A 22,194-nucleotide genomic window follows, 5' to 3' on the forward strand; every position below is an offset into this window, starting at 1 on the left:
AGTTAAAAATTACCAAAAAATGTTTCTTTTTAAAATTGGAAGTACTACGCCTATTACAACTGCAGAAATTACTAAAATCCAATCTCTTTTGGAAAATCGGAAAATCGATTGGAATATAAAGCCTAGTATTAATACTAATGAAACAATTATCACTTGAGCTAACTCAATACCTAAAGCAAATTCTAACAAAGGAATTAATTTGCTATGTGAACTTCCTATTAACATTTTAAAATATCCGGAAAATCCAAGTCCGTGAATTAAACCAAAAAACAAAGCAAAAACTAAATTTATGTTTGTTTTGGTTTGTTTAGTTGTGTTTTTAGCATAAAATATATTTGCTAATGCTGTTATTAAAATAGTAACTGCTATTAAAAATTCAACCCATTTAGTACTTACAGAAATAACATGATAAGAAGCTAAAATTAAGGTTAATGTATGACCAATGGTAAAAGAAGTAATTAACCAAAACACTTTTTTTAGGTGTTGAAAATCATAAACAACTGCTAATGCAATTAAAAATAAAATATGATCATAGGCATTCCAATCCAATACATGAAATAAGCCTTGTTTGAGGAAGAAAATAAAATTATCCATATATTTTTAAAAATTTCAAATCCAAATATATAAAAACAAATAGGATAAAAGTTATTATTTAAACCAATTATTAACGAGTTCTTTTTCTAAAGGTTCTTCAAACTTATAAATAAATTCATTTTTTATTGCATCATATTCATAATCCTTACCCCATTCTTCAAAATTTTTAGCTACTTTTTTAATACTTTCACAAACAAATAAAACTTCTTTATTGGTAATAGTTGGATGAATAGACATACGAACCCAACCTGGTCTTTCCATTAAACATCCTTCGCTTATTTGATTTTCAATACCTTCTGATGTTTGTTGATCTAAATGCAATAAATAATGTCCATAAGTACCCGCGCAAGAACAACCTCCACGAGTTTGTATTCCAAATCTGTCATTCAATAATTTTACAATCAAGTTAAAGTGTGCATTTTCTACAAAAAAAGAAAAAATACCCAATCTATCGGTATGTTGACTTGCTAAAATGGTTAGGTTAGGAATTTTAGATAAATGATCAAAAACAATTTTGTTAATTTCATGCTCTCTAGCTAAAATTTTATCCACTTTCATTTGCTCTTTTAGCTGAATTGCCAAAGCTACTTTAATAGCCTGTAAAAACCCTGGAGTTCCACCATCTTCACGAGTTTCAATATCATCAATATAATCATGTGCTCCCCAAGGATTTGTGTAAGTTACAGTTCCTCCTCCTGGATTATCTGGAACCATATTTTTATATAATTTTTTATTAAATAATAACACTCCTGATGTTCCTGGGCCTCCTAAAAATTTATGAGGGGAAAAGAAAATTGCATCTAAATACGTTTCTTTTTTTTGTGGATGCATATCAATAGAAACGTAAGGAGCAGAACAAGCGAAATCAACAAAACATAATCCGCCATATTCATGAATCATTTTTGCAATTTTATGATAATCTGTTCTAATTCCAGTAACATTTGAACAGGCAGTTACTGAAGCAATTTTTATAGGTCGATTTTTATGTTTCTCTAATAATTTTTTAAAACTTTTAAAACAAAATAATCCATTATCCTGACAAGGAATAATTTCTACATCAGCAATAGTTTCTAACCATGAAGTTTGATTAGAATGATGCTCCATATGAGAAATAAATACAATTGGCTTTAAATCTTCTGGAATTTGAGTATATGCTTTTAAATTTTCTGCAACTTTTAATCCTAAAATTCGCTGAAATTTATTAATAACACCTGTCATTCCTGTTCCGCTAGTAATTAAAACATCGTCATTATTTGCGTTTACATGTTTTTTAATAATGTTTCTTGCTTTATGATATGCCGAAGTCATAACTGATCCGGTAGTAGATGTTTCTGTATGGGTATTTGCAACAAAAGGACCAAAAGTATTTATCATTTTTTCTTCAATTGGACGATACATTCTACCACTTGCAGTCCAATCGGTATAAATAATTTCTTTTTCTCCAAAAGGAGATTGAAAAGTTTGGCCATTTCCTACAATATTTTTTTTAAAAGCCTGAAAATACATTTCTAATTCAGATAAATTAGAATCTATTTTATTATTCAACTTAGTATCCTCTCCCATATTACTTCACTTTAGAGTTTAAAATAAGAAACACGCTAATTTAAATAAAATCAACGTGTTTCTCTAACAATAAAAATCAAAATTTATTTATATTTTGCTATTCCATCTTTTAGCCAATTATAAAACTCATCCACATCGGGAGTATATGCAACTGGCTCATTTAGTTTTTCTTCATTTTTACCTAAAAGTACATAAAATGGTTGCGCATTAGTTCCGTATTTAATAGTTTCTAACTCACTCCATTTTTGTCCTATATATCTTAATTTTTTACCTGGATTTAGTTTTGAATCAACAGCTTCACCTTCTGGTAATTTTCTTTTATCATCTACATATAAAGAAATTAAAACTACATCATTTTTTAATATAGTCAATACTTTATCTTTTACCCATACATTTTGCTCCATTTTTCTACAATTTACACAAGCTTTTCCTGTAAAATCTAACATTACTGGTTTATTTACTTTTTTTGCGTAAGCTAAACCTTTATCATAATCGTTAAAAGTTAAAATATCAAACGGTGCCATTAAATGAGCTCCTTCAGGTAATTCTGATATATTTTGATTACTTCCGCCACCTAACTTTGAAAATCCAACTCCGTAAGGAGATTCGCTATAATGTTGTGGTGGTGGGAAAGCACTAATTAAATTAAGTGGAGCTCCCCATAAACCTGGAATCATATAAATAGTAAACGTTAAAGTAATTAAACCTAAACTTAATCTTCCTACTGAAATATGATCAATTGGAGAATCATGTGGTAATTTTATTTTTCCGAATAAATACATGGTTAGTGTTCCAAAAATTGCAATCCATATGGCAACAAAAACTTCTCTTTCAAACCAATGTAAATCGAGTACTAAATCTGCATTTGATAAAAATTTAAAGGCTAAAGCTAATTCCAAAAATCCTAAAACAACTTTAACTGTATTAAGCCATCCACCTGATTTTGGTAAAGAATTCATCCAACCAGGAAAAGCTGCAAATAAAGTAAATGGAATTGCCAATGCTAATGAAAAACCTAACATTCCTATAATTGGACCTATTTGATTTCCTCCTGCTGCTGCTTGTACTAATAAAGTTCCAACAATTGGACCTGTACAAGAAAAAGACACTATTGCTAGTGCTAAAGCCATAAAAAAGATTCCTATAATTCCTCCTTTATCTGCTTGGGCATCAACTTTTGTTCCCCAAGAACTTGGTAATACAATTTCAAATGCTCCCAAAAAGGATATTGCGAAAACAACTAAAATCAAAAAGAAAATTACATTAAACCAAATATTAGTAGATAATGCATTTAAAGCGTCTGCACCAAAAAAGAAGGACACCAACCAGCCTAAAGCAACATAAATTATTATTATTGAAACGCCATAAATAAACGCATTTCTAATACCTAACGCTTTAGTTTTACTCTGTTTAGTAAAATAACTTACCGTCATAGGAATCATAGGAAATACACATGGCGTTAACAATGCTGCAAACCCTGAGAAAAATGCTATTAAAAAAATACTTAATAAAGTTTTATCCGTTTTCTTTTTGGGTGTTTTATGAGTTACTGTTTCTTTTTTTACTTCTGTTTTATTAGAAGTAGTTGAAGTGTTTGTAACACCTGAATTTGAAGGTAATGAAAAGTTTAAATCTACATACGATGGTGGTAAACAACTTGTATCATCACAAGTCATAAACCCAACTTCTCCTTTAATTTTAAACGGTTTGTTTGATAATATTTTAATTTTTTGCTTAAATGTGGCTTTATTTTCAAAGAATTTAATTTTCATATTAAAAACTTTGTCATCAATAGTATGACCTTCTTCTTCGGAAGGCTTACCAATTAGTTCAAAATATGAAGTTTTAGTAAATGTAAACTCTGTTGGAATAGGTCCGTCATCTGGAACATTTTGAGAATACAAGTGCCAATTTTCTTCAATATTTGCAGTAATTACTAAGTTATATGTACTGTCTGATAATTTTTCTGTGGAAGTTTTCCATTTTACAGGTTTGTAAATCTGACTAAATGCCGTAATACTAAAAGCCGTAAAAAGTAATAGAAGTATATTTTTTTTCATTTTTAAATAAGATATTGAAAAATAGATGGTTTCAAAATTAAACATTAATTACAATTCTGTCGGGTTAAGATAATTTTTCTCTTATAAAGAAAAGTTAAAATTTTTAAAAGGCATATAAAATACTTTTAATAAAATTAAATTCTGGCTTGGTAAGTATACAAATCAAAATACCTTCCTTCTTTGGTAATTAATTCATTATGAGTGCCTTGTTCTACAATCTTTCCTTGTTCAATAACCAATATTTGATTTGCCTGACGAATAGTACTTAACCTATGTGCAATTACAAAAGTTGTTCTTCCTTCAATTAATTCCTGTAAACTTTTTTGAATATAAGTTTCACTTTCAGTATCTAAATTTGAAGTAGCTTCATCTAAAATAATAATTTTTGGGTTAGCTAAAATGGCACGTGCAATAGCAATTCGCTGTCGCTGTCCGCCAGAAAGTTTAACGCCGCGCTCCCCAATTACCGTTTCTAATCCTTTTTCAAAACGATCGGTAAATTCATTTACATAAGACGCTTCCACCGCTTTTTGAAGTTCTTCATCCGTAGCATTTGCTTTTGAAAATAATATATTTTCTTTAATAGTTCCTTCAAATAAAAATTCATCTTGTAAAACAACGCCCAAATTTTTTCGATAATTATTTAACGATACTTTTGATAAATCTGTTTCATCTATTGTAATTTTTCCTGAAGTTGGATTTAAAAAAGTGGCTGCTAAACCAGCAATAGTTGTTTTTCCAGAACCTGATGAGCCAACTAAAGCAATTACATTCCCCGCTTTAGCTTCAAAAGAAATATTATGCAATACTTCAACTCCTTTTTCATAGGAAAAACAAACATTATCAAACTTTATGTCTCCTTTAATATTAGAAAGTTTAATATTTCTAACCAAAGGATCATCTTCTGGAGTCATATTCATAATCTCTTCCGTTCTGTCTAAACCAGCAAACGACTCGGTTAATTGGCTTCCAATATTACTCATTTGCACAATTGGAGCAATCATAAATCCTAAGTACAATGTAAACGCTAAAAAATCACCAAAAGTCATAGTTCCTCCAATAATAAAATAACCGCCCATTCCCATAATTCCTGCGGTAGCTAATCCTAATAAAAGTGTAGATGAACTTGTTAGTAAAGCTGTAGAAGTTAAACTTTGTTTTACATTTAAAAACAATCTTTCTACTCCTTTTTCAAAGGTTTTAATTTCTTGATTTTCGGCGTTAAATCCTTTTATTACTCTAACACCACTTAACGTTTCCGTTAATCTGCCTGTTACTTCAGCATTAATAACAGCTCTTTTTTTAAAAATTGGGCGAATATAACTAAATGCTTTTAATGCTATAATTGCAAAAATACTTATAGGAACCAAAACATATAAAGTCATAATCGGACTTATTTTAATTAATAAAACTAACGAAACAATAGAGGTTAGTGTTCCTCCAATAAGCTGAACCAAACCTGTTCCTATTAAATTTCGAACTCCTTCTACATCAGTCATAATTCGTGAAACTAAAGCTCCTGATTTATTGTTATCAAAATAACTAATTGGCAACGATAATATTTGCTTTTGAACCTGAACTCTAAGTTTTGATATTAAATATTGGGCTTCTACACTTAACAATCTGGTTAATAAAAATGAAGTAACCGACTGTAAAACAATAGCAGCAACAACTATTAGTAATAACAATTTTAATTGATGAAGATTTTTATTTACAATAACATTATCTATTAAATATTTACTAGCTCCAGGTAATACTAATCCAGATAACCGACTAATTATAATTAAAATTAGTCCAACCAAAATGATTCCTTTTCTTGGCCAAATAAATGTTTTAAAGGCTTGCGCTACGGTTACTTTGTTTTTTTTGGAAGTCATTTTTTTGATTTTTTGTTAGAGGAAGCAATTTACTAAAAAGTTAATTGAAATTATTTATCAATAAATAGTATTTTTAAAGCCATTATTAACATTATCAAACGTTATTAAAAAATATACACCTTTCATATTATTAATTATAATTGCATCCTTAAGCAATGGATATTACTTGTATTTTAAATACTTACAACATAATATTCAACAAGAAATCAATAACGAAATTAAAGAAGGATTAAATGAAAAAGACCTTTCCGTTGTTATTATTCCTTTAAAGGATGAAAATAAAATTATTTGGACTAAAAAAAATAAAGAATTTAAGTACAAAGGATTAATGTATGATGTTGTTAAAACTAAAATAAAAAACGGAAATAGATATTATTACTGTATTAATGATGTTAAAGAGAAACAATTAATCACCAGTTTTTTTAGAAATAATAGAAGAAAAAATAAATCATTACTAAAGTTGAAAAAGATTTTAAGTAAAAAATACCTTTCCAATAAATTTTCAAAAAAAATTAGCATAAAAAATACTAACATCTATTTATTTGAAAATCAGGAATTTTATAAATCCAAAATTCTTGAAGTACTTTCACCCCCTCCTGAATTTAACTTTTCCATATAATACAAGTTTGAGATTTTTAATTAGAATATTGCTAAATACCTTTTTAGCACCTTTTAATTCTTAAAAACATATTCTATTTACTATAAATTCTCTCAAATAAACAATAGTTAAATATTTTAAAATTAAAACAGTGAAAAAAATTACATATTTCATTGCATTATTATGCATAAATAGTTTTTTATTTGGCCAAAATAAAGAACATCGTCAAGACACTTTAAAGCTTGACGAAATTACAGTTACAGCAAATAGAATACCTGTAACGCTTAAAAAAAATCCTGGAGCTATTTCGTTTGTTTCAAAAGCAACACTTTCCACTATGCCTAAAACAATTGGAGCAGAAGAAGCTTTAAGGTTTGTTCCTAGTGTTCGTGTAGACAATCAACACGATGGAGAACGAGTTCATATATCAATTCGTGGGCAAGGAATTTTAACTGAAAATGGATTAAGAGGAATAGGTGTATTACTTGATGGAATTCCAATAAACGATCCATCTGGTTTTGCTCCTGATTTATATGATGTTGATTGGGCTACAATTCAAAAAATTGAAGTTTTAAGAGGTCCATCAGCTGGGTTATATGGAAGCAGTGGTTCGGCAGGTGTTTTAAATATCACATCCAATATTGGAGGCTCTAAACCTTTAGAAGGTTTTTTAAGCCAAAGTATTGGTTCAAATGGGTTTAATAAAACACTTATTCAATTAAACGGTTCAAAAAATAGTACAGATTATAGAGCTAGTTATTCTAAATCAAGAGGTGATGGATATAGAGATCATCAAGCATTTTGGAGTAATAAATTTTATGAGAAACTAAGTTTTCATCCAAACAAAAAAACGTCAATAACTCAAATTATTTCTCATGTAGATTATTTTCAACAAAATCCAGAAGGTTTAACTCTTGATCAACTTGACAATCCAAAACAAGCTAATCCTGATGCAAATCCGTTTAATGAATATCAAAAAACAAATAGAACAACTTTAGGTTTTACTGGAACATATCAAATAAGTGATAAACAAAATATTCACGCATATTCTTATTACAGAACTTGGAAAAATAAAGAAACCAGTAACACAAGTGCTGAATACAGAAACTATACTGATCCTGGTTTTGGAGTTCAATATAACCTTAATCTTATTTCAGAAAAAGCAAAACATCATTTCAGCTTTGGATCGGATATGAAATGGCAAAATATTGATGTGTATAAATTGGAAAGTGCCGAAAATCCATTAAGAATTGAAAGTATTGATGAAACTAATATTGAAACAAATAACTTACTTGCCAATCAAATTATTAATCAAAATAATATAGGCGTTTTTGGTTTTTATAAATTTGAGTTGGGAAAACTAAATATAATTGGTAATGTTAGATATGATAATATAAAAAATGAGCTAACCGATAAAATGGCCGAGATTAATACATCTAAAACAAAAATGAATTTTTCTCATAATTCAGTTCGATTAGGAACCAGTTATAACTTTTCTGATGCAATAACCCTTTTTGCTAATTTTAGTCAAGGTTTTATACCTCCTTCAACGGAAGAGTTAGAAGCTAATCCAGTTGGATATTCAGGTTTTAATACACATTTAATTTCAGCAACTTCAAATTGCTACGAAATTGGAACAAGAGGATATATTAGCAAAAACTTTTATTACGATATTACAGGTTTTTTAATGAATACTAAAAATGATTTTTTCCGATTCAAACAATCTGGTAGAGGAAATCAAGAAGTATTTTATGGAAATGCAGGGAATAGCAGAAGGTTTGGCATTGAAACATTTTTATCCGTTGATATAATTAAAAATTTAAATTTACAATTAGCATACACGTATGCTCATTTTAAATACACCTCTGCTAATATTGATCCTGTTTATACGGATACAAATTATGTACTAACAACCCCACCTGCTGAAGGACAATATTTACCAAATTCGCCAAAACATCAACTAAATGCAGAGTTTAAGTATACCATTTTTAATAAAATAGTATTAAACTTAGGTACCGAATACCAATCAAAATGGGCAATATATACCGATGCAAAAGCATATAATAATGAACTTGATCCTGCAATTTATCAAAACTGGCAAAATGGGTTTAATATTTATAATGCTCGTATTTCATATTTATGGAATCTAAAAAATATTAACGGAGAAATAAGTTTTACAGCAAAAAACTTTACAGGAGAAAATTATATGGCTTTTACAGAACCTGATCCTGATGGAAATTCATACCAACCTGGGCCTAAACAAGAATATTTTGGGAATATTAAAATACGGTTTTAATCAAAATATTTTTTGAAATTAACATGTAATAAAAAAGTACCTCGAGTGGGAATCGAACCCACACTCCCGAAAGAACTGGATTTTGAATCCAGCGCGTCTACCAATTCCGCCATCGAGGCTTGTAATAGGTTTGCAAATTTATAAATAATTTTTATCTAAAGCATAAAAAGTTAACTAAGTTGTTTAATTGCGTCATAAATAATTTTAAATTTGCAAACAACAAACAAAACACACAACTAAATAATACTACTAAAATGGAAAACTACAACCTAGAACCTAAAATTTTTGCTTGCGAACAAAGTCTTGATTTAGCTGAAAAAATAGCTGAAAATTATGGCACAAAATTAGGAAATGTTACTATTTCCCATTTTAGTGATGGAGAGTTTCAACCCGCTTTTGTAGAATCTGTTAGAGGTAGAAGAATTTTTATAGTAGGCTCTACCTTTCCAAATTCAGATAATTTAATGGAAATGCTCTTAATGCTTGATGCTGCAAAAAGAGCTTCTGCTCGTCATATAACAGCTGTAATGCCATATTTTGGATGGGCTCGTCAAGACAGAAAAGACAAACCAAGAGTTGCAATTGGCGCTAAATTGGTTGCTAATTTATTGCAAACTGCAGGCGCAACAAGGATTATGACTATGGATTTGCATGCAGATCAAATTCAAGGTTTTTTTGAAAAACCAGTAGATCATTTATTCGCTTCCACTATATTTTTGCCTTATATCCATAAATTAAATTTAGATAATATAACCATTGCTTCACCTGATATGGGAGGATCAAAACGTGCTTATGCTTATTCTAAATTTTTAGAAAGTGAAGTGGTAATTTGTTATAAACAACGTTTAAAAGCAAATGAAGTTTCTTCTATGGAGTTGATTGGAGATGTAAAAAATAAGAATGTAATAATTGTAGATGATATGATAGATACTGGAGGAACTTTAACCAAAGCAGCTGATTTAATGATGGAAAAAGGAGCTATAAGTGTTCGTGCAATTTGTACACATCCAATACTATCTGGAAACGCTTATGACAAAATTGAAAAATCAGCATTAAAAGAACTTATAGTATCCGATACAATTCCTTTAAAAAGAGCTAGTTCTAAAATAAAAGTTGTATCTTGCGCCCCTTTATTCGCAGATGTGATGCATAAAGTACAAAACAATACGTCCATTAGCGGACAATTTTTAATGTAAGTAAATAATAAATAAATTTAATAAATGAAATCAATTACAATCAAAGGATCTAAAAGAGAAAGCGTAGGCAAGGCAGCGACCAAAGCCTTACGTAATGCTGAAAAGGTGCCTTGCGTATTATACGGAGGAGATAAGCCATTACACTTTTCAGCTGACGAAATTTCGTTCAAAAATTTAGTGTATACTCCAAACGTATATACTGCAATGATTGAATTAGATGGAACTAAATATCACGCAATTTTACAAGATATTCAGTTTCATCCAGTTACCGACAAAATTTTACATGTTGATTTTTACCAATTATTTGATGATAAAATGGTAACTATGAATATTCCTGTAAGATTAGTTGGAAACTCACCAGGAGTTTTAAATGGAGGTTCTTTACGTTTTCCTATGCGTAAATTACATGTTAGAGCTTTACCAGCTGATTTACCTGACTTTATAAATGCAGACATTTCAAAATTACGAATTGGAAGCAAATTATATGTTACGGAATTAGAAAATGAAAAATTCACAATCCTTCACCCTGAAAATACAGTTGTAGTTCAAGTTAGAACTGCTCGTGCTGCTATTACAACAGATGAAGAAGAAGGAGAAGAAGAAACTACTGAAGAAGGAGCTACTGAAGAAGGAGCTACTGAAGCTGCAGAATAGTATATTCTTTATAATAGAAAATAAAAGCGTTGTTACTAAAACAGCGCTTTTTTTATTTTTTAAAAATACGCTACCTTTTACTACTTTTGCTTCATGAATTTTATTAGTTTTTTACTAAAAAAAGTATTCCATTTAAAGAAAAATAAAACTAGAGAAGATCTTATGAAAAAATTCTTAATTGTTGGTTTAGGAAACATTGGCGAAAAATATCAAAATACTAGACATAACATCGGATTTACTATTTTAGACGAATTGGCTAATAAAGAATCCGTAACTTTTGAGAATCAAAAATTAGGAGCTGTTTCTAAGTTTAGATTTAAAGGAAGAACTTTTATTTTGTTAAAGCCTTCCACATATATGAATTTAAGTGGTAAAGCCGTTAAATATTGGCTTGCTAAAGAAAATATCCCTTTAGAAAATTTATTAGTTATTTGTGACGATTTAAATTTACCTTTTGGCGCTTTTCGTTTAAAAGCTAAAGGAAGTGATGGCGGACATAATGGTTTAAAAGACATTAATTTGCTTTTGCAAACACAAAACTATGCTCGTTTTAGATTTGGAGTTGGCGCTGATTTTTCCAAAGGAAAACAATGTGATTTCGTTTTAGGAGATTGGGAACCTGAACAATTTAAGTTATTGCCAGAACGCATAACAAAAGCTACTGAATTAGTAATTTCATTTGGTTTGGCTGGATTAAATAATACTATGAATTCCTTTAACGGAAAATAGGTTACACTTGATCTGCAGCAAACCATTCGGCATAAGAAGTGCCTGTTTCTCTCAATTTTAACGAATGAAGCTTAATACTTTCTGGTAATTTATTTTTAATTTTTTCGGCAAAATCTAACAACATCATTTCACTTGTTGGTTGATAATCTACTAAAATAACATGATGTCCTCTTTTTTCTAATTCTTCGGCTAATTCAACATGTGGAGTGTTTTTATTAAAAACAGTTGCATGGTCAAATTCATCTACAATTTCAGAGGCTACAATTTTTTTTAAATCACCAAAATCGATAACCATACCATTTTTAGCATTGGTTTTATCATTAACTGGGATTCCAATAACGGTTACAGATAATTTATAACTATGCCCATGAACATTTTTACATTTTCCATCATAACCATATAAAGCATGGCCTGTTTCAAAAAAGAAATGTTTAGTAATTCTAATTTTTCCCATTTTTAATCTTCTAAATCTTTTCTATTTTTAAGTCGATAATATATAATATACGCAAGTAAAACTAGTAGCACAAACGGCAAATATGTGCCAATTACAACACCAATTTGATAACTACTATCTGGCGCACTTTTAAGTTTTTCTTCAATGTTAACTTGTGTTAATAAACTTATACTAGAAAATAACATCTTTATTTTTTAAATTTGTCTAATGCATTTTTTGTAAATTCTGAAAGTACTAGCTTACCACTAATTTCTGCCCTTTCTTTAAGTAAGTCATCCCAGTTTTCAGTATTTTTCCAAAGTGCTTTTTTCATTTCCATCAATGCTTCAGGGTTATATTTTGAAAGCTTTAAGGCTAAATCTTCTACTGCTTCATCCATATCTTTAATCGTTTCAAAAACACGTGCAAATAATCCTTTTTGCTTGGCCCAATATGCTGTTTTCCAATGTGTAGCATCTAATGTTAATTCACTTAAAGCAGATACTCCTATTTTGCGCTCCACAGCAGGTGCTATAACAAAAGGACCAATACCAATAGTAAATTCAGATAATTTAATAGATGCTTGTTCTGTTGCAAAACAATAATCGCAAGTAGCAGCTAATCCAACTCCGCCTCCAACAGCTTTTCCCTGAACTCTACCAATAATTAATCTAGAGCAATTTCGCATTGCATTAATTACATTAGCAAAGCCTGAAAAGAATTCTTTGCCTTCTTCTAAATTAGATATTTTCATTAATTCATCAAAAGATGCCCCAGCACAAAAAGTAGTATCTTTTTCACTTTTAAAAATAATTACATGGACTTCATTATTGCTGCTTAACTCATTAAATGTATTCGTTAAACGAGATAATAATTCACTAGGCATAGAGTTACTTGCTGGATGATAGAACTCAACCGTAGCTATTTTATTCTGAATATTTGTATATAAACTTCCGTTACTCATAAGGTTCAAAGTTACGTGTTTTTGTGTAAATATTTTCGTTTAAATTTTACCACTAAAACACTAGCCCTAATAATCATCCAAATAGCAAAAGCAATCCAAATTCCATATAATTTTAAATTAAAATAATCTGCTATCAACAATACTGGTAAAAAGCCTAAAAAAGTAGCTATTAATAATAAATTACGAAGTGTTGCTGCTTCCGCTAACCCTTTAAAAATTCCATCAAAAACAAAAGCTATTGCATTAATTGGCTGCATAATTAAAACTATCCAAAAAATACTATAAAACAGTTTAAGAACTTCATTTTCTTGCGAGAACAATGCACCTATTGAGAAGTACGAAATTCCGCAAACCAAACTTAACAAAATAGCAATTACAATAGAATATCTACTAAGTTTTATACTTAATTTCCACATTTGTTTATAATTCTTCTCTCCTAATAGTTTTCCAGAAACAATGTTTCCAACACTAGCGTAACCATCAATAAAAAATGAGAAAAATAACCATATTTGAAAAGCAATTGTTTGTGCTGCTATATAAGAATCTCCATATTTTGTAGCATACGAATTTGCGAAATATAAAGCGACATTTAATGAAACGGCTCTAATAATTAAGTTAAAACTTATAGACAATAAGCTTTTAATTTCTTTATTAAATGGTAAGATAATTTTTAATCTAAATGGTGTTTTTTTGATAATCAAAATCAATGAAAAAACTGCCATTACAACTTGAGAAATAACACTTGCCCAAGCTGCTCCTTCAACATTCATTGGATTTATAAAACCGTCTATTCCGTAAACTAAAATAAAATCTAATCCAATATTTAAAACTGCTCCAACAATACTAATTATCATTGGCCAAAAAGTATTTTGTAAACCTCTAAAAATTCCAAATGCTGAAAACACAAACAGCGTTAATGGAAAGCCAATAACCCTAATTTTGAAATACGCTACAGCATAGTTTAAAATTAAACCTTGTGCATTATAAAGCTGAAATATTTCATTAACGAAAAACAAAGTTACCAGACTAATTACAATACTTACTCCTATATTAATTCCTATAATTTGAGCGGGTAACGTAGCAATTTCATCTAATTTTTTTGCACCTAAATACTTAGCAATAGTTGCCGAAATAGCTGAACGAGTTTGCGCTAAAATCCAAACTAAAGCTGAAATAAATGAACCTGCAATACCAACTGCTGCTAATGCTTCGGTTGGATGATTTTGAATATTTCCAACAATAGCTGTATCTGTAATAGAAAGAAGCGGTTCTGCAATACCTGAAATAATTGCAGGAATAGCAAGCTTATTAATTCCTTTAAAGGTTATACTTGACTCTTTATACATTTATTTAATTCCGCTATTTGTTTTAATGAAATAGATACTTTTTTGAACAACATCTTCTAAATGAGCTGGCATTTTTGTGTTATCCCACGGTTGCGTACATCCCAAAGAATGATTCATTTCTTTTATGAAAATAAGCTCACTTTTATTATTCCAAGCATGTAAATCTTTTGCTTCTTGCGGTAAAACTACTATGTCATTTTCGCCATGAATAATTAAATGCGGAATAGTTAATTTTTTAACTGCACTTTTAATAGTTAAACGTTCCTCATTATCTTTAAAATTTTGATAAAACTGATATAAATGTGGCATTTTTTGAAGTGTTCTAGAATTTAGAATGTAAGAAATTCCATCCTTTTTCCATTGTTCTAAAACTTCACCTTTAGGAAAACGAGCTCCAAAATCAGAAACAGAACTCCAAGTAATTAAATTAGTTATTTTAGAATTTTCAGAAGCTTTGATTGTTACTATTCCTCCTCCTCGAGAATGCCCAATTAATGTAATATTTGTATTATTTATTTCTTCTTTTAATTCTTCATTTTGTAAAATCCAATTAATTACATCTTCTAAATCTGCTAATTCTAAAGTAAAATTATTTTCTCCAAAAGCATCTAAATCAGGGAAATCAATTGGATTTTCAACGGTTCCTCCATTATGTGAAAAATTGAATTTTACTAAAAATAAATCGTTTTTTGCAAACGTTTCTGCTACTAAATTCCAAGCGCCCCAATCTTTATAACCTTTGTATCCGTGACAAAAAATTACTACGGACTTTTTTATTTTATTCTCTTTAAAAAATAAATCCGTTACTATTGGTTTTTGATGTTGAGAACTTTTAATGATCTCATTTTTAATAATTTTCATACGTTAAAAAGGTAAATTTTGGTTTTCAATAAATGGATTTTTCGGATTTAAAATACTTATAAGAATTGTTTTTATTTCATTCATAAACTCTTCAATTTTTTCGTCTGTAACTTCATAATCTTTACTTCTTCCTGCTGCAAAATTAATTCTTAAAAATCCTTCATTTAAATTTTTAAAAGAAAAAATACCACTTTCTATTGGTTTTGTATTTTCTTTAAAAGTTTTTTGATATAAAAAAGAATATAACATTACTTGCATTGCCTTTGTATATTTGTAATTATCTTTTATAATTGAAAAATCAGTTAATTTTAAATCGCTTGAAATTACTTTGCCTGTTTTATAATCAACAACTCTAATTACTCCATTTAATTCGTCAATTCTGTCGGCAATACCTTTAATTTTGATTGGATAATTAATTCCTTCAATTTGTATTTCAGAAGATAACTCTTTTTCAATTTCTAGTATTTTTAAAGCATTTCCTTCTTTGATTAAAGCTAATTCTTTCTTTAAAAAAAGTTGAACCTGATTTTTTGAAACTTCATAAATCAATTTGTTTTTTCCATTATCAATACTTCCTTTTTTATAATATTCCTTAAAATATTTCTGCAATAATACTTCCACTTTTTTTTGCATAGTTGTTATATGCTGTTCGGATAAAAAAGTATTTAAATATGGCAAATATAAATCCTTTAATGTTTCATGAATTACAGTACCCATAGTGTTTGCTGCAATATTTTCATCTACACTATCGGTATCGTTAATACCCAATATTTTTTGTTCATAAAATTGAATTGGATTGTAGATATAACTTGCTATTGCCGAAGGTGAAATTCCTTTTAAACTGATTTCTTTAAGCTTTTGTTGAATTTCCTCCGTTTTATCTATTTGTATTAGTTTTGTATTTATGGATTTAACTTTAGGATTAACTGTGCTAGATTTAATAAATGGATATTTGATTTCTAATTGTGTTAAAAACCTACTTTTTTCTCCACCTCCATAACCATCATTTTCTGTATTATAGAGTAGATAAATGTTTTTTGCTCTCCATAACAATCGTTGAAAATGATACGAGAAAATAGCGTCTTTTTCTTGATACGTTGGCAATCCAAAATGAGTTTTAATATCTAAAGGAATAAAAGAAAAATCACTTTTCCCCCCTGGTAAAACGCCTTCGTTAACAGAAGTTATTATTACATTTTCAAAATCTAATGTTCTAGTTTCTAACATCCCCATTAATTGTAATCCTTCTAATGGTTCGCCTTTAAATGAAAGTTTTTCCACCTTTAACAATTGCATGAAAAATTGATAAAAGGTTTTTAAATCGATTATAAAACCGTACTGTTTATTTAGGCTTTCTAATTGCTGAAAAATTTGATAAAATCGATATAAATATTCTTTTTCGATTCCAGATATATCGTGTTTTAGCTTATTAATTATAGTTTTACAACTATCTATTAATTGATAAACATTCTCCATTTTTCTAAAAATTAATAGAATTTCGGTTAAGTTTTCTTCTTTGTTATTTGTAAAATTTTTATTTAAATCTAAAACACTTAAAAAAACTGCATTCTCACTATTAATTCTCTGTTTTAATTTGGTAATTATTGTTCCGTACTTTTTACTCAAAAATGAGTTTGATAAAACGTTTAAAATATCTTTATAATAGAATTCTCCCTGCTCTGTTTTTCCAAATTTTTCTTGGTTTAAATGCAGTTTAAACACGTTTAAAAACAAGTTTGCTAAAGGAATATCCTTTAATGGATATCCCATTGTAACATTAATTTTATCTACTTTTTTTGGTAAAGAATTTAACGTAATATTTAGTAGATTTTCATCCGATAACACTACGGCTGTTTTTGAATAATTACTAAAACTATCTAATAATTCACCTACTTGTTTTACTTGAGAAATATTTTTAGGAGCGCCAATTATTTCAATATTTTTATTTAAAAATGAGTTTTTATTTATCCATAAAAAAGGATTCTCTGAATAATATTTCCATTCTTTTTTATATTTCCTCAAAAAATATCCTGCTTCATTTGTGGAATCAAAAAAAGAAGTATCTGCATCCCAATATATAGAAGCTATATTTGCGTGCAATAATTCTTGAATTAATTTTTCTTCTGCTCCATTTAAAGCATTAAAACCAACAAATACAGTATGAGTATCCTTTTTATTTTGAATATAATATTCTAAATTATGAATCGCTTCTCTATAAATAAGTCCTTGATAACCAAATTTATTGGTTAATAGCTTTTGATAAAATTTCTTATAAATTTGATATAAATCATCAAAAAAATGTAAGTAATTAACAGCTAACTCGCTTGGTTTTTTATTTTGAAACCAAATATTCAATCGTTTAGCATCACTTAAATTAGTGAATAATTGTTTGGAATTAATTAGATAACTATCTACTTCATTAAAGTCATGCAAAACTGTAGTTGCCCATTTAGAAAATGAGCCAAATTCTTCTAAATTTTCTTTTGGAATAACTTCTTTATAAACGCTATAAAACTCAAATAGTAATTTTGTGTTATCTATTAAACTTATATCTGCTATTTCTTGAATAAACTCCTCTATGCTTATAATTTTTGGTAAAAAGGTAACATTTGAGATGTTTTTTAATAGTTCTTCTTTTAAAAACACACAAGCTCTTTGGCTTGGCATAACAAATTGCAAATAACTACTAGTTTTATGTTGTTGCAAAATTTCTTCTACAACCTTTGTAATAAATAAAGTCATATATAATTTTATACCCTAAAAATAAAAAAGCCATTTCAATTGAAATGGCTTTTTTATAAATATTTAATTAATTTAGTTAACTATTTTTATTTCTACTCTTCTGTTTTTTGCTCTTCCTTCAGCTGTATTGTTTGGTGCAATTGGATTTTCTTCTCCAAACCCCTTAACCTCAAGGTTAAACTCACTAACACCTCTAGAAATTAAATAGCTTAAAATTTTATTCACACGGTCTAATGATAATTTTTTATTTAAAGCCTCATTTCCTACATTATCTGTATAACCTCTAATCTGGAATTTTAAATCTTTATGTTCTCTCATTAATTCAGCTATTTCATCTAAAGCATCATCGTATTTAGAATAATACTCATCGGAGCCTGAAATAAACAAAATACTACTAGCTATTTTAGCCAATTTAGCTTCTAAATCTTTTTTAATATCTGGGCATCCATTATTAGTTTTAGTACCTATTTCATATTTACAATTGTCTAATTTATCAATTACACCATCTCCATCCGTATCTGGTTCTGGACATCCTCTATTTGTAATTGGTCCTGCTATTGTTGGACAGGCATCTTGTAAGTCAATTATTCCATCTCCATCTGTATCTGGACATCCATTATTTTTTAAACTACCTTTTTTATATAAACACTTGTCCAGTTTATCCGCTACACCATCACCATCCGTATCTGGACATCCATTTAAAGTTTTTGAACCATATACCTTTGGGCATTTATCTTCTGCGTCTGAAATGCCATCTTCATCCGTATCTGGACAGCCATTAAACTCTTTTAATCCAAACACTTCTGGACATTTGTCGTTTTTATCATAAATACCATCATCATCTTCATCATAACCTCCAAATTTATACATAATACTTATTGAATGCTGAAAATGAGGAAATGAACCATTATTAAAAAAATGCTTGTAAACTGATTGAGCTTTTATTCCCAAATTTTTATATAACCATATTTTAGCACCTAATCCACTATTAAAAGAAGCGTAATTTTTAAATTGAATAATATTTTTCGAATCATTCCCTTTTGCGTTAAATCCTGATCCAAACAATGCATACGGATCAAACCATTTACTTTTTCCAATAACTTTATTGATATTATAAATTATATTAGCATCTACGGCAAAATAGAAAACATTTTCGTCTAACTTTATAGCACCAACTTTATCTATTTTATTAACACTTATTGCTAATTCTCCATTAAAACTTTCATTAATATAACGACCCAAACTTATTTTTGTTGGAGCAATAACATAATTATAATGCTTGTTTAAATTAAAAAACTGATCATACCATTTTGTAGAAACACCTGATTCTGAAGTCATACCCTGTATGTTTGTTGGGTAAAAATCTACAAAATTTACACCGAAACTAATTAACCAGGGATTATCTATATCCTGACTTTTAGCTGGAATAGTAAATAAAAACATTAAAGCTAAAATTAGGGTGATTTTGGATAAAATATTCATTTTCATAAGATTAGTTTTTACTAATTTAAGCGGTTAAATTTAAATCTCAAAAAAATAATCAAAAAAAAAGCCATTCGTTAACGAATGGCTTTTTTTTTATATTAAAAGGTTAGTTTAAACTATTTTACTAATTTAACTTCTACTCTTCTATTTTTAGCTCTACCAGCTTTTGTTCTATTTGAAGCAATAGGATTTTCTTCTCCATATCCTTTAGCTGTTAAATTACTTTCAGAAACTCCTTTAGATACTAAGTAGTTTTTAACTGCATTTGCTCTATCATTTGTTAATTCTAAATTACGTTTAGCACTTCCTGTGCTATCAGCAAAACCAGAAATAGAGAACTTAGCCGTTGAATATTTTGTCATAATTGCAGCTGCTTGGTCTAATATCTGAGAAGTGTTATCATTGATATCGTACTTTCCTGAACTAAAATAAACTGTTTTAAATAACTCATTCAATTTAGCTACTTCTACTTGTGTAATTTCAGGACAACCATTATTTGAAGCAGGACCTGCTTGATCAACACATTTATCATCTTTATCTAATACGCCATCTCCATCTGTATCTGGCCAAGGGCACCCTTTATTTGCAGAAGGACCCGCAACTTTAGGACAAGCATCATCTTTATCAACAACACCATCTCCATCTGTGTCAGGGCAACCATTGTTTGCTTTAGAACCTTTTGCGTTTGGACATGCATCATCTTTATCAGCAATACCATCTCCATCAGCATCTGGACAACCATTTAATGTTGCTAAACCAGCAACGTTTGGACATGCATCTTTTGAATCAATAACACCATCGTTATCAGAATCAGGACAACCATTAAATTCTGCTAAACCAAATACTTCTGGACAAGCATCATCATTATCATAAACACCGTCTCCATCTGTATCAGTGCCTCCAAATTTAATAACTACACCAATTGAATGCTGGAAATGTTGTACAATATTACTATCAAAAGTGTGTTTGTATTTTGATTCAACGTTTAATCCTACATTTTTTGAGAACCAGATATTTACACCTAAGCCCCCATTAAATGTTCCTGTACCCATATCATCTAACCAAGTATAACCTCCGCCAACTGAAGCATAAGGATCAAACCAAGCTGTATTTCCAATTAAATTGTTTAAATCATATTTTAATGCTCCATCTGCACTATAATATGGCATTTCACTAACTTTGTTATCACCAACTTTTGTAATTCTATTTAAAGTTCCTGCAACTTCAAATGTAAATCCATCAGCTAAATATCTACTAACAGTTAATCTACTAACTGCAGATTGAATATTATAATGATCTGTTGCGTTTCCAAATTCATTAAACCAACTACCGTGACCTGGTATACCAGGATTTGTTGGATAAAAATCTACAACATTAGTTCCAACACCAATAGCCCAAGGATTATTTTTATCTTGTGCGTTTACATTGGTGAAACCTGTAATTAATAATAAAGCCAATATGGCTGCTTTTAAGTGTTTCATTTTTAAAAATTTAAATTTAATGTTCTTTCTTTATTCATAAAATTAGCGTTTCACGCATAACTTAACAACAAAAATACAAATTTATGTGGAAATATCGTGTTTTTTTTTAAGTTTCTATATTACTCCCAGTTTTTTTCCAATTTTTATAAAAGCATTTATGGCTTTATCTAAATGTTCTTTAGTGTGAGCTGCGGATAATTGAACTCTTATTCTCGCTTTTCCTTTTGGAACTACAGGATAAAAGAATCCAATCACATAAATCCCTTCTTCTAGCAACATGTTTGCCATTTCCTGAGATAATTTAGCGTCATAAAGCATAACAGGAACTATTGCAGAATCTCCTTTAACAATATCAAATCCGGCTTTTGTCATTCCTTCTTTAAAATAATTAGTATTCCATTCTAATTTATCTCGTAAAGTAGTATCATTTGAAAGTATTTCAAACACTTTTAAGGATCCTCCAACAATTGCAGGTGCCAATGAATTAGAAAATAAATAAGGTCTTGAACGTTGACGGAGCATTTCAATAATTTCTTTTTTACCAGTAGTATAACCTCCCATTGCCCCTCCAAGAGCCTTACCAAGTGTTCCAGTAATAATATCAACTCTTCCCATTGCATTTTTGAGCTCAATAGTTCCTCTACCTGTTTTGCCTATAAATCCAGCAGCGTGACACTCATCTACCATAACCATAGCATCATATTTATCTGCTAAATCACAAATTTCATCAAGTTTAGCAACTACACCATCCATAGAAAAAACACCATCGGTTACAATTATTTTAAAACGATGATTTTTATTATTTGCTTCAATTAGTTGCTCTTCTAAAGATTGCATATTATTGTTTTCATACCTGTACCTTGCGGCTTTACATAAGCGTACTCCATCAATAATTGATGCGTGGTTTAAAGCATCTGAAATAATAGCATCTTCTTGTGATAATAATGGTTCAAATACTCCTCCATTTGCATCAAAAGCAGCGGCATATAAAATAGTATCTTCTGTTTGATAAAATTCAGCTATTTTTTGCTCTAATTGTTTATGAATATCTTGTGTTCCACAAATAAATCGTACTGATGACATACCATATCCGTGAGTATCCATCGTTTTTTTAGCGGCTTCAATAATTTCTTCGTTATTAGACAACCCTAAATAATTATTGGCACAAAAGTTAATTACTTCTTCTCCAGTATTAATTTTAATTACTGCATCCTGTGATGATGTAATAATACGTTCTGATTTGTATAATCCTGAACTTTTAAGATTTTCTAGTTCTTTTTGAAGTTCTTGTTTTATGGTTCCGTACATAATTTTA

General features: G+C 29.2%; 18 protein-coding genes and 1 tRNA gene. 5 read left to right on the forward strand and 14 right to left on the reverse strand.

What is annotated here, in order from left to right:
• Positions 1 to 9 precede the first annotated feature (9 nt).
• The 4 genes from R3342_RS11125 to R3342_RS11140 all read right to left on the reverse strand — a co-directional run bounded on the left by R3342_RS11125 (position 10) and on the right by R3342_RS11140 (position 6,094).
• Positions 10 to 594: a HupE/UreJ family protein gene (locus R3342_RS11125; RefSeq protein ID WP_318940230.1), complete on the reverse strand. Its 585-nt coding sequence runs from the start codon at positions 592 to 594 to the stop codon at positions 10 to 12.
• A 54-nt stretch (positions 595 to 648) separates the two neighbouring features.
• Positions 649 to 2,157, reverse strand: coding sequence for an aminotransferase class V-fold PLP-dependent enzyme (locus R3342_RS11130; RefSeq protein WP_318940232.1), 1,509 nt, complete (start codon positions 2,155 to 2,157; stop codon positions 649 to 651).
• Between the two features lie 83 nt (positions 2,158 to 2,240).
• Positions 2,241 to 4,217: a protein-disulfide reductase DsbD family protein gene (locus tag R3342_RS11135; protein WP_318940234.1), complete on the reverse strand. Its 1,977-nt coding sequence runs from the start codon at positions 4,215 to 4,217 to the stop codon at positions 2,241 to 2,243.
• Between the two features lie 134 nt (positions 4,218 to 4,351).
• On the reverse strand, positions 4,352 to 6,094 hold the full coding sequence (locus R3342_RS11140; protein ID WP_318940236.1) for an ABC transporter ATP-binding protein: 1,743 nt from the start codon (positions 6,092 to 6,094) through the stop codon (positions 4,352 to 4,354).
• A gap of 166 nt (positions 6,095 to 6,260) precedes the next feature.
• On the opposite strand from R3342_RS11140, the gene R3342_RS11145 reads away from it, so the two are divergent.
• Both R3342_RS11145 and R3342_RS11150 read left to right on the forward strand, forming a co-directional pair.
• Positions 6,261 to 6,713: a hypothetical protein gene (locus R3342_RS11145; protein ID WP_318940237.1), complete on the forward strand. Its 453-nt coding sequence runs from the start codon at positions 6,261 to 6,263 to the stop codon at positions 6,711 to 6,713.
• Between the two features lie 130 nt (positions 6,714 to 6,843).
• On the forward strand, positions 6,844 to 8,988 hold the full coding sequence (locus R3342_RS11150; RefSeq protein ID WP_318940239.1) for a TonB-dependent receptor family protein: 2,145 nt from the start codon (positions 6,844 to 6,846) through the stop codon (positions 8,986 to 8,988).
• Positions 8,989 to 9,025: 37 nt separating this feature from the next.
• On the opposite strand, the gene R3342_RS11155 is transcribed toward R3342_RS11150, so the two are convergent.
• Positions 9,026 to 9,107, reverse strand: a tRNA-Leu gene (locus R3342_RS11155).
• Between the two features lie 135 nt (positions 9,108 to 9,242).
• Here R3342_RS11155 and R3342_RS11160 point away from each other — a divergent pair.
• The 3 genes from R3342_RS11160 (at position 9,243) to pth (ending at position 11,567) form a co-directional block, all read left to right on the forward strand.
• The gene (locus R3342_RS11160) at positions 9,243 to 10,184 is read left to right on the forward strand and encodes a ribose-phosphate pyrophosphokinase (protein WP_318940241.1); all 942 of its coding nucleotides are present in this window, start codon (positions 9,243 to 9,245) and stop codon (positions 10,182 to 10,184) included.
• 24 nt (positions 10,185 to 10,208) lie between these two features.
• Positions 10,209 to 10,838 (forward strand): 50S ribosomal protein L25/general stress protein Ctc, encoded by a 630-nt coding sequence (locus R3342_RS11165; protein ID WP_318940243.1) that lies wholly within the window; start codon positions 10,209 to 10,211, stop codon positions 10,836 to 10,838.
• Between the two features lie 162 nt (positions 10,839 to 11,000).
• A complete protein-coding gene (gene pth / locus R3342_RS11170; RefSeq protein WP_318940245.1) occupies positions 11,001 to 11,567 on the forward strand; it encodes an aminoacyl-tRNA hydrolase in 567 nt (188 codons plus the stop codon).
• Between the two features lies 1 nt (position 11,568).
• Here pth and R3342_RS11175 read toward each other — a convergent pair whose 3' ends face one another.
• The 9 genes from R3342_RS11175 to kbl all read right to left on the reverse strand — a co-directional run bounded on the left by R3342_RS11175 (position 11,569) and on the right by kbl (position 22,187).
• Complete coding sequence (locus tag R3342_RS11175) at positions 11,569 to 12,021, reverse strand: 6-carboxytetrahydropterin synthase (protein ID WP_318940247.1); 453 nt, start codon at positions 12,019 to 12,021, stop codon at positions 11,569 to 11,571.
• 2 nt (positions 12,022 to 12,023) lie between these two features.
• On the reverse strand, positions 12,024 to 12,206 hold the full coding sequence (locus R3342_RS11180; RefSeq protein ID WP_318940249.1) for a hypothetical protein: 183 nt from the start codon (positions 12,204 to 12,206) through the stop codon (positions 12,024 to 12,026).
• A gap of 2 nt (positions 12,207 to 12,208) precedes the next feature.
• A complete protein-coding gene (locus tag R3342_RS11185) occupies positions 12,209 to 12,964 on the reverse strand; it encodes an enoyl-CoA hydratase/isomerase family protein (RefSeq protein ID WP_318940251.1) in 756 nt (251 codons plus the stop codon).
• 11 nt (positions 12,965 to 12,975) lie between these two features.
• Positions 12,976 to 14,310: an MATE family efflux transporter gene (locus tag R3342_RS11190; protein WP_318940253.1), complete on the reverse strand. Its 1,335-nt coding sequence runs from the start codon at positions 14,308 to 14,310 to the stop codon at positions 12,976 to 12,978.
• The gene (locus R3342_RS11195) at positions 14,311 to 15,171 is read right to left on the reverse strand and encodes an alpha/beta hydrolase family protein (protein WP_318940255.1); all 861 of its coding nucleotides are present in this window, start codon (positions 15,169 to 15,171) and stop codon (positions 14,311 to 14,313) included.
• Between the two features lie 3 nt (positions 15,172 to 15,174).
• Positions 15,175 to 17,913 (reverse strand): PD-(D/E)XK nuclease family protein, encoded by a 2,739-nt coding sequence (locus R3342_RS11200; RefSeq protein WP_318940256.1) that lies wholly within the window; start codon positions 17,911 to 17,913, stop codon positions 15,175 to 15,177.
• Positions 17,914 to 17,985: 72 nt separating this feature from the next.
• On the reverse strand, positions 17,986 to 19,401 hold the full coding sequence (locus R3342_RS11205) for an OmpA family protein (RefSeq protein ID WP_318940257.1): 1,416 nt from the start codon (positions 19,399 to 19,401) through the stop codon (positions 17,986 to 17,988).
• Positions 19,402 to 19,514: 113 nt separating this feature from the next.
• Positions 19,515 to 20,879 (reverse strand): OmpA family protein, encoded by a 1,365-nt coding sequence (locus R3342_RS11210; RefSeq protein WP_318940258.1) that lies wholly within the window; start codon positions 20,877 to 20,879, stop codon positions 19,515 to 19,517.
• Between the two features lie 114 nt (positions 20,880 to 20,993).
• Positions 20,994 to 22,187, reverse strand: a complete 1,194-nt coding sequence (gene kbl / locus R3342_RS11215; protein WP_318940260.1) for a glycine C-acetyltransferase — start codon at positions 22,185 to 22,187, stop codon at positions 20,994 to 20,996.
• Positions 22,188 to 22,194 lie beyond the last annotated feature (7 nt).

It is taken from the genome of Lutibacter sp., from assembly GCF_033723435.1.
In the GTDB taxonomy this organism is placed as follows: domain Bacteria; phylum Bacteroidota; class Bacteroidia; order Flavobacteriales; family Flavobacteriaceae; genus Lutibacter.

Bases quoted from the DNA above. Each gene is read 5' to 3' on its own strand.
- R3342_RS11125 (WP_318940230.1), bottom strand. From the start codon at position 594: ATGGATAATTTTATTTTCTTCCTCAAACAAGGCTTATTTCATGTATTG.
- R3342_RS11130 (WP_318940232.1), bottom strand. From the start codon at position 2,157: ATGGGAGAGGATACTAAGTTGAATAATAAAATAGATTCTAATTTATCT.
- R3342_RS11135 (WP_318940234.1), bottom strand. From the start codon at position 4,217: ATGAAAAAAAATATACTTCTATTACTTTTTACGGCTTTTAGTATTACG.
- R3342_RS11140 (WP_318940236.1), bottom strand. From the start codon at position 6,094: ATGACTTCCAAAAAAAACAAAGTAACCGTAGCGCAAGCCTTTAAAACA.
- R3342_RS11160 (WP_318940241.1), top strand. From the start codon at position 9,243: ATGGAAAACTACAACCTAGAACCTAAAATTTTTGCTTGCGAACAAAGT.
- R3342_RS11165 (WP_318940243.1), top strand. From the start codon at position 10,209: ATGAAATCAATTACAATCAAAGGATCTAAAAGAGAAAGCGTAGGCAAG.
- pth (WP_318940245.1), top strand. From the start codon at position 11,001: ATGAAAAAATTCTTAATTGTTGGTTTAGGAAACATTGGCGAAAAATAT.
- R3342_RS11175 (WP_318940247.1), bottom strand. From the start codon at position 12,021: ATGGGAAAAATTAGAATTACTAAACATTTCTTTTTTGAAACAGGCCAT.
- R3342_RS11180 (WP_318940249.1), bottom strand. From the start codon at position 12,206: ATGTTATTTTCTAGTATAAGTTTATTAACACAAGTTAACATTGAAGAA.
- R3342_RS11185 (WP_318940251.1), bottom strand. From the start codon at position 12,964: ATGAGTAACGGAAGTTTATATACAAATATTCAGAATAAAATAGCTACG.
- R3342_RS11190 (WP_318940253.1), bottom strand. From the start codon at position 14,310: ATGTATAAAGAGTCAAGTATAACCTTTAAAGGAATTAATAAGCTTGCT.
- R3342_RS11195 (WP_318940255.1), bottom strand. From the start codon at position 15,171: ATGAAAATTATTAAAAATGAGATCATTAAAAGTTCTCAACATCAAAAA.
- R3342_RS11200 (WP_318940256.1), bottom strand. From the start codon at position 17,913: ATGACTTTATTTATTACAAAGGTTGTAGAAGAAATTTTGCAACAACAT.
- R3342_RS11205 (WP_318940257.1), bottom strand. From the start codon at position 19,401: ATGAAAATGAATATTTTATCCAAAATCACCCTAATTTTAGCTTTAATG.
- R3342_RS11210 (WP_318940258.1), bottom strand. From the start codon at position 20,879: ATGAAACACTTAAAAGCAGCCATATTGGCTTTATTATTAATTACAGGT.
- kbl (WP_318940260.1), bottom strand. From the start codon at position 22,187: ATGTACGGAACCATAAAACAAGAACTTCAAAAAGAACTAGAAAATCTT.